This window comes from Aquabacterium sp. A7-Y, from assembly GCF_026153205.1.
Taxonomy (GTDB): Bacteria; Pseudomonadota; Gammaproteobacteria; order Burkholderiales; family Burkholderiaceae_C; genus Caldimonas.
Genome location: NZ_JAPFBW010000005.1, coordinates 235,219 through 249,140, shown reverse-complemented (window position 1 = coordinate 249,140; position 13,922 = coordinate 235,219). Strand labels below are relative to the sequence as shown.

Annotated in this window: 15 protein-coding genes and 1 tRNA gene; 9 read left to right on the top strand and 7 right to left on the bottom strand. The window is 69.1% G+C overall.

The window, feature by feature from the left end:
• The first annotated feature begins 187 nt into the window (after window positions 1-187).
• Entirely contained in the window at window positions 188-796 is a 609-nt protein-coding gene (locus OOT46_RS06440) for an LON peptidase substrate-binding domain-containing protein (RefSeq protein ID WP_265402764.1), read from the top strand.
• A gap of 10 nt (window positions 797-806) precedes the next feature.
• Here the strand turns inward: OOT46_RS06440 and mutY are convergent, their stop codons facing one another.
• The 3 genes from mutY to mutM all read right to left on the bottom strand — a co-directional run bounded on the left by mutY (window position 807) and on the right by mutM (window position 4,925).
• A complete protein-coding gene (gene mutY / locus OOT46_RS06435; RefSeq protein ID WP_416136156.1) occupies window positions 807-1,880 on the bottom strand; it encodes an A/G-specific adenine glycosylase in 1,074 nt (357 codons plus the stop codon).
• A gap of 79 nt (window positions 1,881-1,959) precedes the next feature.
• Window positions 1,960-3,939, bottom strand: coding sequence for a dynamin family protein (locus tag OOT46_RS06430; RefSeq protein ID WP_265402762.1), 1,980 nt, complete (start codon window positions 3,937-3,939; stop codon window positions 1,960-1,962).
• Window positions 3,940-4,109: 170 nt separating this feature from the next.
• Window positions 4,110-4,925 carry a bifunctional DNA-formamidopyrimidine glycosylase/DNA-(apurinic or apyrimidinic site) lyase gene (mutM, locus tag OOT46_RS06425; protein ID WP_265402761.1) on the bottom strand — a complete coding sequence of 272 codons (816 nt, stop codon included), beginning with the start codon at window positions 4,923-4,925 and terminating at the stop codon, window positions 4,110-4,112.
• 82 nt (window positions 4,926-5,007) lie between these two features.
• On the opposite strand from mutM, the gene OOT46_RS06420 reads away from it, so the two are divergent.
• The 6 genes from OOT46_RS06420 (at window position 5,008) to OOT46_RS06395 (ending at window position 10,368) form a co-directional block, all read left to right on the top strand.
• Window positions 5,008-6,891, top strand: a complete 1,884-nt coding sequence (locus OOT46_RS06420) for a tetratricopeptide repeat protein (RefSeq protein ID WP_265402760.1) — start codon at window positions 5,008-5,010, stop codon at window positions 6,889-6,891.
• A complete protein-coding gene (locus OOT46_RS06415) occupies window positions 6,888-7,475 on the top strand; it encodes an outer membrane lipoprotein LolB (protein WP_265402759.1) in 588 nt (195 codons plus the stop codon). Before OOT46_RS06420 ends, OOT46_RS06415 begins: the two co-directional genes overlap by 4 nt.
• Window positions 7,476-7,495: 20 nt before the next feature.
• Window positions 7,496-8,374, top strand: coding sequence for a 4-(cytidine 5'-diphospho)-2-C-methyl-D-erythritol kinase (ispE, locus tag OOT46_RS06410; RefSeq protein WP_265402758.1), 879 nt, complete (start codon window positions 7,496-7,498; stop codon window positions 8,372-8,374).
• Window positions 8,375-8,428: 54 nt separating this feature from the next.
• Window positions 8,429-8,505, top strand: a tRNA-Gln gene (locus tag OOT46_RS06405).
• A gap of 154 nt (window positions 8,506-8,659) precedes the next feature.
• Window positions 8,660-9,622 carry a ribose-phosphate pyrophosphokinase gene (locus OOT46_RS06400; RefSeq protein WP_322114237.1) on the top strand — a complete coding sequence of 321 codons (963 nt, stop codon included), beginning with the start codon at window positions 8,660-8,662 and terminating at the stop codon, window positions 9,620-9,622.
• 116 nt (window positions 9,623-9,738) lie between these two features.
• Window positions 9,739-10,368 (top strand): 50S ribosomal protein L25/general stress protein Ctc, encoded by a 630-nt coding sequence (locus OOT46_RS06395; RefSeq protein ID WP_265402757.1) that lies wholly within the window; start codon window positions 9,739-9,741, stop codon window positions 10,366-10,368.
• Window positions 10,369-10,656: 288 nt separating this feature from the next.
• Here the strand turns inward: OOT46_RS06395 and OOT46_RS06390 are convergent, their stop codons facing one another.
• The 3 genes from OOT46_RS06390 to OOT46_RS06380 are packed head-to-tail and all read right to left on the bottom strand — an operon-like array spanning window position 10,657 to window position 12,394.
• Entirely contained in the window at window positions 10,657-11,328 is a 672-nt protein-coding gene (locus tag OOT46_RS06390; protein WP_265402756.1) for a DUF799 domain-containing protein, read from the bottom strand.
• Window positions 11,325-11,720 (bottom strand): DUF4810 domain-containing protein, encoded by a 396-nt coding sequence (locus OOT46_RS06385; RefSeq protein WP_265402755.1) that lies wholly within the window; start codon window positions 11,718-11,720, stop codon window positions 11,325-11,327. The genes OOT46_RS06390 and OOT46_RS06385 overlap by 4 nt, the downstream gene beginning before the upstream one ends.
• A complete protein-coding gene (locus tag OOT46_RS06380; RefSeq protein WP_265402754.1) occupies window positions 11,720-12,394 on the bottom strand; it encodes a CsgG/HfaB family protein in 675 nt (224 codons plus the stop codon). The genes OOT46_RS06385 and OOT46_RS06380 overlap by 1 nt, the downstream gene beginning before the upstream one ends.
• 165 nt (window positions 12,395-12,559) lie before the next feature.
• Here OOT46_RS06380 and pth point away from each other — a divergent pair, with 165 nt between their 5' ends.
• Complete coding sequence (gene pth, locus OOT46_RS06375; protein WP_265402753.1) at window positions 12,560-13,192, top strand: aminoacyl-tRNA hydrolase; 633 nt, start codon at window positions 12,560-12,562, stop codon at window positions 13,190-13,192.
• Window positions 13,189-13,617: a DUF4124 domain-containing protein gene (locus OOT46_RS06370; protein ID WP_265402752.1), complete on the top strand. Its 429-nt coding sequence runs from the start codon at window positions 13,189-13,191 to the stop codon at window positions 13,615-13,617. Before pth ends, OOT46_RS06370 begins: the two co-directional genes overlap by 4 nt.
• A gap of 12 nt (window positions 13,618-13,629) precedes the next feature.
• On the opposite strand, the gene OOT46_RS06365 is transcribed toward OOT46_RS06370, so the two are convergent.
• Window positions 13,630-13,908, bottom strand: coding sequence for a YfhL family 4Fe-4S dicluster ferredoxin (locus OOT46_RS06365; RefSeq protein ID WP_265402751.1), 279 nt, complete (start codon window positions 13,906-13,908; stop codon window positions 13,630-13,632).
• Window positions 13,909-13,922: the final 14 nt, after the last annotated feature.

Genomic DNA, 13,922 nt, shown 5'->3' with positions numbered 1-13,922 from the left:
CGCGGTCCTCTCCCCGGGCCGCGGCGCCGGGCCGCCCCAAGCAAGGCCCGACCCTCTCGGAGGGTCGCTGGCCGTACCCGGACAGCGGGGCGCGGTCCTCTCCCCGGGCCGCGGCGCCGGGCCGCCCCAAGCAAGGCCCGACCCTCTCGGAGGGTCGCTGGCCGTACCCGGACAGCGGGGTGCGGTCATGACCCCGCTGCCGCTGTTCCCGCTGCAGTCCGTGCTGTTCCCGGACGGTCTGCTCGGCCTCAAGGTCTTCGAGGCGCGCTATCTCGACCTGATGAGCGACTGCCTGCGCGAGCAGCGCCCGTTCGGTGTCGTCGCGCTCAAGCGCGGCCAGGAGGTGAAGCTGGCGGCCGATACGATCGAGTTCGAAACGGTCGGCTGCCTGGCCGAGCTGATCGATGTCGACAGCACGCAGCCGGGCATCCTGCACGTGCGCTGCCGCGGCACGCAGCGCTTCTCAGCCAGCGGCAGCACCCAGGAAGCCGGCGGGCTGTGGACCGCCCAGGCCGAGCTGATCGCCCCCGACACCCCGCAGCTGCCCAGCGCCGAGCTGGTCGGCGCCGCCACGGCACTGGCCCGCGTCATCCAGACGATGAAGCTCAAGGAAGGGCCGGTGCCTTTCCTCGAGCCCTACCGCTTCGAGGATGCCGGCTGGATCGCCAACCGCTGGTGCGAGATCCTGCCCATCCCGCTGGCCGCACGCCAAAAGTTGATGGAGCTGCACGATCCGCTGGTGCGGCTGCAGCTGGTGCACCAGTTCCTGCGCCAGAAGCGCATCCTGGAAGCCTGAGGCCGGCGCTTCAGCGCCGCGCCAGCAGCTTGCGCAGCGGCGCCGGCAGGCCCACCTCGCCAAGGCGCTCGTAAGGCACCCACTGGCCGCCGCGCCATGCCGGAGCCGAATCCACCGGCAGCCGCACCGGGTGCAGCACCCAGTCGAAATGGGTCAGCGCGTGCTCGATGGTGGCCTGGGCCGTGGCGGTGCCGCCGAGCGGGGCCGCCACGTCCTCGAGGGCCGCCAGGCTGGCGAACTCGGGCAGGCAGAACAGGCCGGCCCACACGCCCGTCTCGGGGCGCTGCGTCAGCCACACGCTGTCCTCATGCTCCAGCCAGAGCCACCAGTTCTCGCGCCGCGAGCGCTTGAGCTTGCGGGTCTTGACCGGGTAGGCTTCGGGCCGGCCTTCGGCACGACCGCGGCACACCCCCTGGGCCGGGCACAGCAGGCAGCTCGGCGAGCGCGCCAGGCAGATGGTGGCGCCAAGGTCCATCAGGCCCTGGGTGTAGCTCTCGATGCCGAGACCTCCGGCCGGCAGCAGCTGCTCGGCCAGCGTCCACAGCTCGCGCTCATGGCGGCTCGACGCGAGGTCCTGCCCATAACCCAGCACGCGGGTCAGCACCCGCTTGACGTTGCCGTCCAGGATGGCCGCCCGCTCGCCGAAACAAAACGCCGCGATCGCGGCCGCGGTCGAACGACCGATGCCGGGCAGCTCGGCGAGATCCGCCGCGCGGGGCGGGAAGTGCCCGGCCCACTGGTCGCGCACCACCTGGGCGCAGCGGTGCAGGTTGCGGGCGCGGCTGTAGTAGCCCAGGCCGCTCCAGGCCGCCAGCACCTCGTCGAGCGGCGCGTCGGCCAGGGCCACCACGTCGGGAAAGCGCTGCAGGAAACGCTCGTAGTAGCCGAGCACCGTGCTGACCTGGGTCTGCTGGAGCATGATTTCCGAGAGCCAGACCCGGTAGGGATCGCGGGTCTGCTGCCAGGGCAGCCGATGCCGGCCGTGCTGGCGCTGCCAGTCGACCACACGCGGCGCGAAGCTCGCGCAAAGGGTCTCGAAGTCGGGCAGGGTGGACGGTGCCGCGGAGGTGTCGTTCGGCGGCAGGGCAGAGGTCAGGGTCGGTCCGGTCATGACAGCAAGGCGCCTGAGCGCGCCGACGGGCGCGACCGGGCCGGGAAAACAATCAGTGGCTTGCCACCGTGCCGGCCAGCGGTTGCGACTGCGCGAGGGCGGCGGCCGCGGGCAGCGGGCCGGTGGCTGCGGCGTGCAAGGCCTGCAGCAGCGTGGCCAGGCGGCTCTGCAGCTCGCGCAGCCGCTCTTCCTGAGCCTCGACCTCGTGGATGCGGGCCTCCAGCTCGGAGCTCGCGCTCTGCACGCGCTCGAGCGATTCGCGGCGGCGCTTGAAGTTGCGCCGCCGGTCGCGCAGCTGGGAGTCGATCTGGGCCGAGGCGGACTTGTTCCAGAGCTCGAGCTCGCCGCTGGCGCCCTCGAACACCACCCGCAGCTTGGACACCAGCATGCGGCGGAACTGCTCCATGAAACGGCCCTGCGACAGCCGCAGGGCGTGCGTCAGGCCCAGGTACTGGATGTAGTTGCGCTCGATCAGGTCGAGGTCGCGGATGAAACGCGACAGGTCGGGCTCCTTGGGCGCCGACAGGCCGAAGCCGAACTCGGCATTCAGCTTGTTGAAGGAGGCGCCCAGCATCTCGTGGATCTCGCTGCCCTTGGTCTGCGCTTCGGACAGCCGGCTGCGCAAGGTCGCGCACATCTCGGAGAAGGCGCGCTTGGCGCCGAGGTTGAGGATGGCGCCGCGCAGCTTCTCCTGCAGCAGCTCGGTGCGCTCGCGCACGATGTCGTTGCTGATCGTCAGCAGCGCGTCCTTCAGCATGCGGGTGTGCACCGCGCGCATCGCCTGCACGCGCGAGATGCACTGCTCGAACTCGGCGCTTTCGGTGCCGACGCGCCGGAGCATCATGCCCACCATGGTGGTGTTCTTGCCGCGCAGCCCGCGCAGCTCCAGCAGCTGCTCGGACATCTGGCGGCGTCGGTCGGTCAGGCTGCGGCCCACCTGTGCATCGATGTGGGCGATGCCGTCCAGCACGGCCTGCTGCAGCACCTCGCGACGCTGCGGCAGCAGCTGCTGGCCGAGCGCGTCCTCGAGCGCCAGGATGCGGCTGGCACGCAGGTCGTCGGCATCGCCGGCGACGCGGCCGGTCAGGGCCAGCTTGGCCGAGATCGGGAAAACACGGGTTTCCGGAACGCCCAGGGTGTGCGCCGTCTGGGCGCGCTGGCGCGCGATGTGGATCTCGACCTCGGCCTGCGGGCTGAGCGGATCGCTCAAGGTGTCGATCTTGTTCAGCGCGACATAACGCGCCAGCGCCTGCCCGCACAGGTGATCGCGCCAGATCGCCAGGTCGGACTTGGTCACGCCGGTGTCGGCCGCCAGGATGAAGACGGTGGCGTGCGCCGACGGCAGCAGGCTCACGGTGAGTTCGGGCTCGGCGCCGATCGCGTTGAGACCCGGGGTGTCCAGCACCACCAGGCCGCGCTTGAGCAGCGGATGGGGGTAGTTGATGATGGCGTGGCGCCAGGCCGGCACCTCCACATGGCCGTCGGCGTCGAGCGGCGGGTTGTCGTGGGGGCGGCTGTCATCCCAGAAGCCCAGCTCGCGGGCGACGTCGAGCGCGACCTTCTTGGTCTGCATGACCTGCAGCAGCTCGTCGGCCAGCTGGTCGGGGCGCTTGACGTTCAGCGGCACCTGCTTCCAGGCCGCAGCGTGGCCGCGCAACTCGCCCAGCGACTGGTTGTGCAGCCGGGTGTCGATGTCGAGCAGCCGCAGCGACGGTGTTTCGTCCTCGTCGTAGCTCAGCTCCACCGGGCACATGGTGGTGCGGCCGGGCGTGGCGGGCAGGATGCGGCGCCCGGTGTCGGCGAAAAAGATCGCGTTGATCAGCTCCGACTTGCCGCGCGAGAACTCGGCCACGAAGGCGACCACCAGCTTCTCGCCGGCCAGGCGCTGCGTCAGGGCATCGAGCAACTCGGATGCCGGCTGGTCGAGCAGATCGTGGTCGAAGAGGAAGCGCGACAACTCCTTCAGCCGCGACTCAAGACCGGTGCGCCACGCGCTGAGCGCGTCGAGCTTGTTGGCAAAGGACGGGGCCATGGAAGATACGCCGGGGGGTGGGACAACGAAGACCTCAGGATGGTAGCCCAAGGTCGTCCGGTCAAGGTCGGCAGCCGGCGCTGTGGCGGTGACGCCGCGTTTCTTGAACGCACTCTGTGCAGCTGTTACCGGCTGTTGCCCACGGCGCGCGGGCGCCGCCGCGGTTGTGCTCAGCGCTTCTGGCAGGTCGGGCAGAAAAAGGTCGAGCGCTGGCCTTGCTGGATGCGGCGGATCACGCTGCCGCAGACCCGGCAGGCCTGGCCGGCCCGGTCGTAGACCCGCGCTTCGAGCTGGAAGGCACCGTTGTGCCCCTGCGCGTCGCGGAAGTCGCGCAGGGTCGAGCCGCCGGCCTCCAGCGCCCGGGTCAAGGTGGCGCGCACGGCGTCGACCAGGCGCTGGCAGCGTGCCGGGCCGACGCGGCCGGCCGGCGTGCGGGGATCGATGCCGGCACTGAAGAGCGCCTCCGACGCATAGATGTTCCCGACCCCGACCACGACGTCGCCGGCCAGCAGGGCCTGCTTGATCGAGACGCGCCGGCCGCGCAGGCTGGCGTGCAGGTGGGCCGCCGTGAAGCCGGGGTCGAAGGGTTCGACCCCGAGGCTCGAGAGCAGCTTCAAGGCAGGGTCGTGCTGGAGCGAACTCGACCACACCACCGCGCCGAAACGCCGCGGGTCGTGCAGGCGCAGCAGGCCGTGGCTGGTCTGCAGGTCGAAATGGTCGTGCGGGCCGGCAGGACCGGCCTCGATCGCGAAGCTCAGGGAGCCCGACATGCCGAGGTGCAGCAGCAGTCCGCCGCGCTCCAGCGCCAGCCACAGGTATTTGCCGCGGCGCGTCACCTCACCGACGCGCTGGCCGGTCAGCTCGGCCGGGTCGCAGCCCAGCGGCCAGCGCAAGGGCTTGCCGATGCGCACCGCCTCGACCTGCGCGCCGCGGATGCGGTCGGCGAAGCTTTGCCGGGTGACTTCAACTTCCGGTAACTCAGGCATCGGGGAATTATCGGCCGCTCCGTAGAATCAGAGCGGCATGGGGGCGCGATATTTGCATCCCCCGTTTCAGGAGTGTCCATTTATGCCGCGTGCCGCCCCCTTGTTCCGCCTGCTGTCGGTGACGGCTGCTCTAGCCGGTGTGCTGACCGCCTGGCCCGCGGCCATCGCTGCCGCCGAGCCGGGCCCGGTCGCACCTGCCGCGCCCGCGTCCGCGGCCTCCGGGCCCGAGGCGGTGTCGAACTCGGGACTCAACGCGGGGCTGTTCTATCAGCTGCTGATCGGCGAGATGGAACTGCGGGCCGGCAACCCCGGGGCGGCCTACGAGATCCTGCTGGACGGCGCACGCAAGGCCGGCGACGAGCGGCTGTTCCGACGTGCGGTCGAGATCGCGGTACAGGGGCGGGCCGGTGAGCAGGCGCTGGCGGCCGCCCAGGCCTGGCGCACCTCCGTGCCGCGCTCGGTCGAGGCGCACCGTTATGCCGCCCAGCTGCTGGTCGGCCTGAACCGCAGCGCGGAGGCCCTCGACCCCTTGCGCGCTCTGCTGGCCAATACGCCAGCCGACGAGCGCCCCGCCACCATCGTGCTGTTGCCCCGCCTGTTTGCCCGCGCAGCCGACGTCAAGAACGTCGCCGGGGTGCTGGAGCAGGCGCTCCAGCCCTACGCCACCATCCCGCAGACCCAGGCCGCGGTGCTGGTCGCCAACGGTCGCATGCGCCTGCTCGCGCAGGAGCCGGAGCGGGCGCTGGAGCTGGCGCGCCAGGCCCAGCGCGTCGATCCGGGCAGCGAAGCCGCGGCCTTGCTGGCGCTCGAGTTGCTGCCGACGCAGCCGGCCGCCGAGCCGCTGCTCAAGGCTTACCTGCAGGCCAAGCCCGACAGCGGGCCGCTGCGCCTGGCCTATGTGCGCTCGCTGGTCGGCCTGCAGCGTTATGGCGAAGCCGCTGCCCAGCTGGAGCAGGCCACTCGCGCCGACCCCAAGCTCGCGCCGGCCTGGCTGAGCCTGGGCGCGCTGCGCCTCGAACTCAAGCAGCCGCGCGAGGCCGAGCTGGCGCTGCGACGCTATGTCGAACTGAACAGCGCAGCGGCTGCGGCGGTCGCTGCCGCCAAGCCGGCGGTGCCCGTGAGCGCACCGGCGGGCGAGGACGAAACCGGGCCTGACACGGAGTCGGAGGAGGCCGACGCGACCCTGGTGTCGCCCGCCGAAGGGCTGACCCAGGCCTACCTGCTGCTGGCCCAGGCGGCCGAGGAGCAGCGCGACTACCGGCAGGCCGAAGGCTGGCTGGCCCGTATCGACAGCGCACAGAACCCGCTGACGGTGCAGGTGCGGCGTGCGGCGCTGCTCGCCAAGCAGGGCCGGGTGCCCGAAGCGCGTGCCCTGATCCAAGCCTCGCCCGAGCGCAGCGCCGAGGACGGGCGCTCCAAGCTGCTGGCCGAGTCGCATTTGATGCGCGACCTGAAAAACTGGTCCGAGGCCTATCGGGTGATGGTGCTGGCCAACGGCCGCTACCCCGACGACGCCGACCTGCTCTACGAGCAGGCCATGATGGCCGAGAAGCTGCAGCGTCCCGACGAGATGGAGCGCCTGCTGCGCCGTGTCATCGAGCTCAAGCCCGAGCATTTCCACGCCTACAACGCGCTCGGCTACACCCTGGCGGACCGCAACACGCGGCTGCAGGAAGCCCGCGACCTGGTGCAAAAGGCGCTGGAGCTCGCGCCCAACGAGCCCTTCATCATCGACAGCCTGGGCTGGATCGAATACCGCATGGGGCGCCGCGAAGAGGCCTTGCAGCACCTGCAGCGCGCCTACAACGCCCGTCCCGACGCCGAGATCGCGGCCCACCTGGGTGAGGTGCTGTGGGTGCTCGGCCGCCAGGAGGAGGCCCGCAAGGTGTGGCGCGAAGGGCGCGACAAGGACGCGGCCAACGACGTGCTGAAGGAAACCCTGGCGCGGCTGAAGGTGGGTCTGTGAAGCCGACGCCCGGACCCCGCGCCGCAGCGCGGCGGCTGGGCGCCGGCGGCTGGCTGCTGGCGGCGCTGTTGTGTGTGCTGTCGGGCTGTGCCACCCGTCAGCCCTCGACGGCGGGCTCCGAGCAGGTCTTGCCGGTGGCGCTCTCCGGCCGGCTCGCGGTGCGCGTCGAGCCCGATGCACCGAACGCGAAGCCGCGCTCCTCGAGTGGCAGCTTCGAGTTGCTGGGCGAGCCCAGCCGGGGGGAGTTGCGTCTGGCGTCGCCGCTGGGCAGTCTGCTGGCCGTGGCCTCCTGGCAACCCGGCGAAGCCTGGCTGCGTGCCGACGGGCAGACACGCCGTTTCGCCGACCTCGACGAGCTGACCCGCGAGATGGTCGGCGAAGCGTTGCCGGTGGCCGCGCTGTTCGACTGGCTGCGCGGCCGCCCCTGGAGCGAGGCGCCCAGCGAGCCGCTGCCCGACGGCGCCCCCGGTTTCGTGCAACTGGGCTGGCAGGTCCGGCTGGCGCAGGCCGCCGACCGCCTGATCACGGCCGTACGCCTCACGCTCCCCGCGGTGACGGTGCGCGCCAAGCTCGATCCGTCCTGAGCCTCCCGACCGAGTCCCCGATGAAGGCCCTCTACGACGTGCCGGCTCCGGCAAAGCTGAACCTGTTCCTTCACATCATCGGCAGGCGCGCCGACGGCTACCACCTGCTGCAGTCCGTGTTCGTGCCGATCGACTGGTGCGACCTGCTGCATTTCGAGCGCCGCGCGGACGCCATCATCACGCGCCACGACCTGGGTGCGGCGCTCCCGGCCGACGACCTCTGCCTGCGCGCCGCGCGGGCGCTGCAGACCGCCAGCGGCACGAGCCTGGGCGCCGACATCTCGATCCAGAAGAACGTGCCCTGGGGTGCCGGAATGGGCGGCGGCAGCTCGGACGCCGCCAGCACGCTGCTCGCGCTGAACCGGCTCTGGGGGCTGCACTGGCCGCGCGCGCGGCTGACGGCGCTCGGCGCCACGCTCGGCGCGGACGTGCCGTTTTTTCTCGGCGACGGGCCGGCCTGGGTCGAAGGCATTGGCGAGCAGCTCACGCCCCTGCAGCTGGCGAGCGAACGCTTTTTTGTCGTCAAACCGGCGGCGAGTCTGCCGACGAAGGAAATTTTTGGCAGTCCCCTCTTGGCACGCGATACAAGGCCTGCTATAGTCATGGACTTTCTTGCACAGCAAAACGGCTTCGGCAAGAACGACATGCAAGCAGCGGCACAAGCGCTGTGCGCGCAGGTCGCGGAAGCCGCCAAGTTGCTGCACAGCCGCTTCGGCAACAGCCGGATGACAGGCTCGGGCAGTGCGGTGTTCGCGAGGCTGGATGCAAGGCATGTGATTGATGGCAATGGCGTTCCGAAAGATCTGAATTTTTCAGATCTTCAGCTTCCCGAAGGCTGGATCGGGCGACAATGCCGGAGTCTGGAGTCTCACCCGCTCAAGGGTTGGGCGACAGACTGAGCGCGACAAGTTTTGGGCCGGCGCTGCCGTTTCGACGGCGACGAGGGCCTGTGTAGGGGAGTCGCCAAGTCGGTTAAGGCATCGGATTTTGATTCCGACATTCGAGGGTTCGAATCCTTCCTCCCCTGCCAAACCATCCCGGAACCTCTGGACCGCATTCTTCCGAGAGTGACGCTCCAGAGGTTCTGCAGTTTTGAGCGATGCCCGTGCTGGTGCGTGTGTGCCGGGGTGACGATTTTCAAGACGGTTCCGACACTGTCACTGTAGCCCTCGACGGAGAGGAAGATGCTGTCCGACACCCTGCTGTTCACCGGCAACGCCAACCCCTCGCTCTCGCAAGAGATCGCCAACCACCTCGGCATCGCGCTGGGGCAGGCCTCGGTGGGGCGTTTTTCCGACGGTGAGGTCACCGTCGAGATCCAGCAGAACGTGCGCGCGCGCGACGTGTTCATCGTCCAGCCCACCTGCGCGCCGACCAACGAACATTTGATGGAGCTGTGCATCATGGCCGACGCGCTCAAGCGCGCCTCGGCCCGTCGCATCACGGCCGTCATTCCCTATTTCGGCTACGCTCGCCAGGACCGCCGCCCGCGTTCGACCCGGGTGCCGATCAGCGCCAAGGTGGTGGCCAACATGCTGGAGGTCGTCGGCATCAACCGGGTGCTGACGATGGACCTGCATGCCGACCAGATCCAGGGCTTCTTCGACATTCCGGTCGACAACATCTACGCCTCGCCGGTGCTGCTGTCGGACCTGAAGTCGCGCAACTACGACGATCTGGTGGTCGTGTCGCCGGACGTCGGCGGCGTGGTGCGCGCCCGTGCACTGGCCAAGCAGCTGGGCTGCGACCTCGCGATCATCGACAAGCGCCGTCCCAAGGCCAACGTCTCGGAAGTGATGCACGTCATCGGCGAGATCGAGGGCCGCAACTGCGTGATCATGGACGACATGATCGACACCGCCGGCACGCTGGTGAAGGCTGCCGAGGTGCTCAAGGAGCGCGGGGCCAAGTCGGTTTATGCGTATTGCACCCACCCCGTCTTCTCGGGCCCGGCGCTGGAGCGCATCCGCAACTCCGAGCTGGACGAGGTGGTCATCACCAACACCATCCCGCTGGTCGAGGCGGCGAAGCCCATCACCAAGATCCGCCAGCTGTCGGTGGCTTTCCTGTTTGCCGAAACCATCCGCCGCATTTCCGACGGCGAATCGGTGACGTCTCTGTTCTCGGAGCAGAACAACAACTTCTGATGCCGTGAACAAAACCGGCGGCCGTGAGGCCCCGGTCAGTGGGCCGCCCGCCGTCCAGGCATCCGGCGGCCCGATTTGCGTCTGGTCGCGGACGCCTACGTTGATTGGAGAGATGAATGAAATTCGTCGCATATGAGCGCCAGCTGCAGGGGACCGGAGCGAGCCGCCGCCTGCGCCGCGCCGACAAGGTGCCCGGTATCGTCTACGGTGCCGGCGAGCCCAAGATGATCGAGCTGGATCACAACGCGCTGTACCACGCGTTGAAGAAGGAAGCCTTCCACTCTTCCATCCTCGAGATGGAACTGAACGGCCAGGTCGAGAAGGTGCTGATGCGTGACCTTCAGATGCACGCCTACAAGCAGCAGGTCCTGCACATCGACTTCCAGCGCATCGATCCCAAGACGAAGATCGTCAAGAAGGTGCCCTTGCACTTCATCAACGAAGAGAACTCGCCGGCCGTCAAGACCGAGAAGTGCACGATCAGCCACGTCATCGCCGACCTGGAGATCCAGTGCCTGGCTTCGCAGCTGCCCGAGTTCCTCGAAGTCGACCTCGGCAACATGAACAAGGGCCAGTCGCTGCACGTCAACGACATCACGCTGCCCAAGGGCGTCAAGGTCGTGACGCACGGCCGCCCGAACCCGGTGATCGCCACGGTCGTCGCTCCGGTCGAGGAAGTCATCGTCGAGGCCGCCCCGGCCCCCGCTGCCGATGCCGGCAAGGGCAAGGGCAAGGGCAAGAAGTGATCTTCGCCTGACACCTCGCGTGTCGAAAAGCCCCGCCGAGGCGGGGCTTTTGCATTTTTGGGTGTTCTCTTCTCTCAAAGGACCCCAAGCTCGCCCGGAGACAGTTCTCGGGCGCCGATGCCACGGCGGACGTGGCCTGGCGGTATTCATCCACCTGGACCTGCCGCTGCTGTCTGCCCGACGCAGCGGCACACCCCTCAACCGCGGTCCTCGAGCGATTTCCTTCTCGTTCGATCCTTCAATGACCCAGGCACCGGTGGTGGTGCAGGCAGGCCCGCGCGCCGGCCTTTACTTCGTGACCGGAGGCTGCCCGTAATAGGGCGAGCGCGGGCCCGGCAGCACGCCGTTGTAGCGTGGCGCGCCGAGCATGCGCTGGTTGGCGATGCCGGCGTACTTGTACGCCTCGTCGGTCACCGTGCCGATGATCTGCTTGACCACGGCGGTCACCAGCAGGCCGACCAGGCCGCCCTGCGACTGCTGCTGCTGCTCGGCCGAGGTCGCGAACGCCTTGCCTTGCCACAACAGCTCGCCGCTGCGCAGGTCGATGATGCGCCCCTCGACTTCGACGCGGGTTTCGCTGCTCAGCACGGCGTAGCTCGTGCCGTACTGGTTGACCTTCAAATAGACGGCCGCGTCGGCGCCGAAGAAGTCGCGCAGCTTGGGATACGGAATGTCCTGGGCGTCGTTGGGCGTGGTCACGCCATTCTGGCGAAACGTCTCGTCGACGAGGGTGACGGGCAGCACGTAGTAGCCGGCCTCGGACAAGGGCTGCGTGGCGTGCGACCAGACGCTGGGCGACGCCTTGACGTCGGGCGATCCGTTCACCGGCGGCATCACCAGCAGGGTGGCCGGCTTGGCCTTCATGAAGGCCGAGTAGTCGTAAGGCGGCTGGGTTGCGCAGCCGCCGAGAAGGGCCGCGCCGAGGAGGGCGGCGCAGAGAGACAGCGGGGTGGGCTTCATGCGGGTTTCTCGTTCTTCGACGTCTTCACGGGCGCGTCCAGCCGCTTCAGCAGCTGGTCCATGTAGGGCGCCGACTCGGGAAACGCAGCCTTCTCGGCCTGCCAGAGCTGGCGCGCCTGATCCGCATTGCCGACGCTGAGGTGCAGCATGCCGAGGTGGGCGCGGAACCCGGGCGGCAGGGCGGCGCCGCTACCGCGCGCCTTCTCGGCGTGGGCTTCCAGGTCGCGGATCTGCGCCTCGGTGTCCGAGCCTTCACGCAGCAGCGTCTGGTACTGCTGCCTGGGAAAGCTCTCCCACAGGTACAAGGGGGCCGTGCCTCGGTTCGCGCATCCGGCGAGCACGGCGATGGCCCCGACCAGCAGGAGCCGGCGGGCCCAGGTCGAGCGGCTCATCAACGCACCTCCTGGCCCCACTGGCCCGCATCCTTCGCGGACACCAGCTTGTCCACCGCCTCACGCATCGCCAGGTCGAGCACCTTGCCGTTGAGCGTGGCGTCGTAGCTCGCGGTGCCGCCGAAGCCGACGATCTCCCGGTTCGAGAGTTGGTACTCGCCGGCGCCGCGCGCGGAGAACACGACCTCCGAGGTGAGGACGTTGACGATGTTGAGCGTGATCTTGGCATACGCGACCTGCGTCTTGCCGCGTCCCAGGATGCCGAACAGCTGGTGGTCGCCGACCTCCTTGCGCCCGAACTCCGAGATGTCGCCGGTGACGACGTAGGCCGATCCGCGCAGCGCCTGGGCGCTGCCTTGCAGCTTCGCTTCCTGGCTCGTCTCCGCCAGGTTGTCGCGGTCCAGCACGGAAAAGCGCTGCGACTGCTGCAGGTGCGCAATCAGCGTGGTCTTGGCCTGGCTGCCCAGGCGGTCCACGCCGTCGGAGAACACGCCGCGCATGAAGCTGGAGCGGTTGTCGAACTTGCCGACGGAAACCGCTGTGCGCGTGCCCGAATAAGGCGCCGCCGCAGCCTGGACCTGTTCGACGGGCAGGCTGCGCGAGCTCTCCGTCGCGCAACCGACGAGCGACAGCAGACTGGCCGCGACGAGCGCGGCCTTCAGATGTGAATGCATGGGACCCTCCAGAGAAGACGGATTCGCCTTGTTGTTCGGCGAGTTGAACGTGGAGTTTATGCGAGGCCCGAGGGCGTGCATCGGCTCGATGGGGCGGGGGACCGTGCAATAGTGCCGCCGCGCGGTGGGCCGGCGGTACAGGCCCACGAGCAGATAATCCCGCCCATGATTCGACTTTTCGTGGGCCTGGGCAATCCCGGGCCGGAATATGAAGCGACCCGCCACAACGCCGGGTTCTGGTGGATCGACGAGGTGGCACGCAAGCTGCGCGCCTCGCTGCAGCTCGACAAGAGCTACTGGGGCCTGGTCGCGCGCGTGAACCGGCCGCTGCCCGACGTGGACGGGCCGGTCTGGCTGCTGCAGCCGCAGACCTACATGAACCTCTCGGGCAAGTCGGTCGCGGCGCTGGCGCGCTTCTTCAAGATCGCGCCCGGCGAGATCCTGGTGGCGCATGACGAGTTGGACCTCGCGCCCGGCGAGACCAAGATCAAGCAGGGCGGCGGCCACGCCGGGCACAACGGCCTGCGCGACATCCACGCTCAACTGGGCAGCCCCGACTACTGGCGGCTCAGGCTGGGCATCGGCCATCCGGGCGTGAAGCACGAGGTCGCCGACTACGTGCTGAGGAAACCCTCCCCCGAGCACCGGGTCGCGCTGGAGCAGGCGATCGAGCGCACGCTGCCCGCCCTCGACGCCTTGCTGCGCGGCGAGATGGACATCGCCCAGCGGCTCATCCACGCCAAGCCGCCCCGGCCCAAACCCCCCAAGCCCCCCCAACTCGACACCGAGGTGCCATGAAGCGACGCTGCCTGCTCCTGCTGTTGTCCACGATCGCTGCCTCGAGCGGCGCGATCGCCCAAACGATCTACCGCTGCGGCAACAGCTATTCCGAGCAGGCCTGCCCGCCGGGCCAGGGCGGCCGTGTCGTCGAGGCGGCCGATCCGCGCAGCGAAGAGGAGCGCGCCGCCGCGCAGCAGAGCCATGAACGCCAGAGCGCGCAGGCCGACGAACTGGCGCAGCGGCGCCGCGAGCACGAGGCCGCGTGGCCGGCCGTCGGCGGCATCCGCCACACCACAGCGCTACCGAAAGAGTCGAAAGAGGCCGAGCCGCGCGGGCGGTCACGCCGCAAGTCGGGCAAGGCCGGCGGGGTCGGCGCTCGGGATGGCGATTTCGTGGCCGTGCAGCCGGGCTCGAGGCCGGCCCACCGCTCGGGGAGCCATTGAAGCCCGCGCGCTTCAGTCCCCTGACGCCGTGGCCGGGACGGTTTCGCCGCGCTGCAGCCGCTCGTACTTGGCCTGCAGCTCCTCGCGGCTTTCGGCATGCGCCGGGTTGATGGGGATGCACTCCACCGGACACACCTGCACGCACTGCGGCTCGTCGAAGTGGCCCACGCACTCGGTGCAGCGGCGCGGGTCGATCACGTAGAACTCCGGGCCCATCGAGATGGCCTGGTTGGGGCACTCGGGCTCGCAGACATCACAGTTGATGCATTCGTCGGTGATCATCAGTGCCATGGCGGCTCTCGTCT

Bases quoted from the DNA above. Each gene is read 5' to 3' on its own strand.
- OOT46_RS06440 (WP_265402764.1), top strand. From the start codon at position 188: ATGACCCCGCTGCCGCTGTTCCCGCTGCAGTCCGTGCTGTTCCCGGAC.
- OOT46_RS06430 (WP_265402762.1), bottom strand. From the start codon at position 3,939: ATGGCCCCGTCCTTTGCCAACAAGCTCGACGCGCTCAGCGCGTGGCGC.
- mutM (WP_265402761.1), bottom strand. From the start codon at position 4,925: ATGCCTGAGTTACCGGAAGTTGAAGTCACCCGGCAAAGCTTCGCCGAC.
- OOT46_RS06420 (WP_265402760.1), top strand. From the start codon at position 5,008: ATGCCGCGTGCCGCCCCCTTGTTCCGCCTGCTGTCGGTGACGGCTGCT.
- ispE (WP_265402758.1), top strand. From the start codon at position 7,496: ATGAAGGCCCTCTACGACGTGCCGGCTCCGGCAAAGCTGAACCTGTTC.
- OOT46_RS06400 (WP_322114237.1), top strand. From the start codon at position 8,660: ATGCTGTCCGACACCCTGCTGTTCACCGGCAACGCCAACCCCTCGCTC.
- OOT46_RS06395 (WP_265402757.1), top strand. From the start codon at position 9,739: ATGAAATTCGTCGCATATGAGCGCCAGCTGCAGGGGACCGGAGCGAGC.
- OOT46_RS06390 (WP_265402756.1), bottom strand. From the start codon at position 11,328: ATGAAGCCCACCCCGCTGTCTCTCTGCGCCGCCCTCCTCGGCGCGGCC.
- OOT46_RS06385 (WP_265402755.1), bottom strand. From the start codon at position 11,720: ATGAGCCGCTCGACCTGGGCCCGCCGGCTCCTGCTGGTCGGGGCCATC.
- OOT46_RS06380 (WP_265402754.1), bottom strand. From the start codon at position 12,394: ATGCATTCACATCTGAAGGCCGCGCTCGTCGCGGCCAGTCTGCTGTCG.
- pth (WP_265402753.1), top strand. From the start codon at position 12,560: ATGATTCGACTTTTCGTGGGCCTGGGCAATCCCGGGCCGGAATATGAA.
- OOT46_RS06370 (WP_265402752.1), top strand. From the start codon at position 13,189: ATGAAGCGACGCTGCCTGCTCCTGCTGTTGTCCACGATCGCTGCCTCG.
- OOT46_RS06365 (WP_265402751.1), bottom strand. From the start codon at position 13,908: ATGGCACTGATGATCACCGACGAATGCATCAACTGTGATGTCTGCGAG.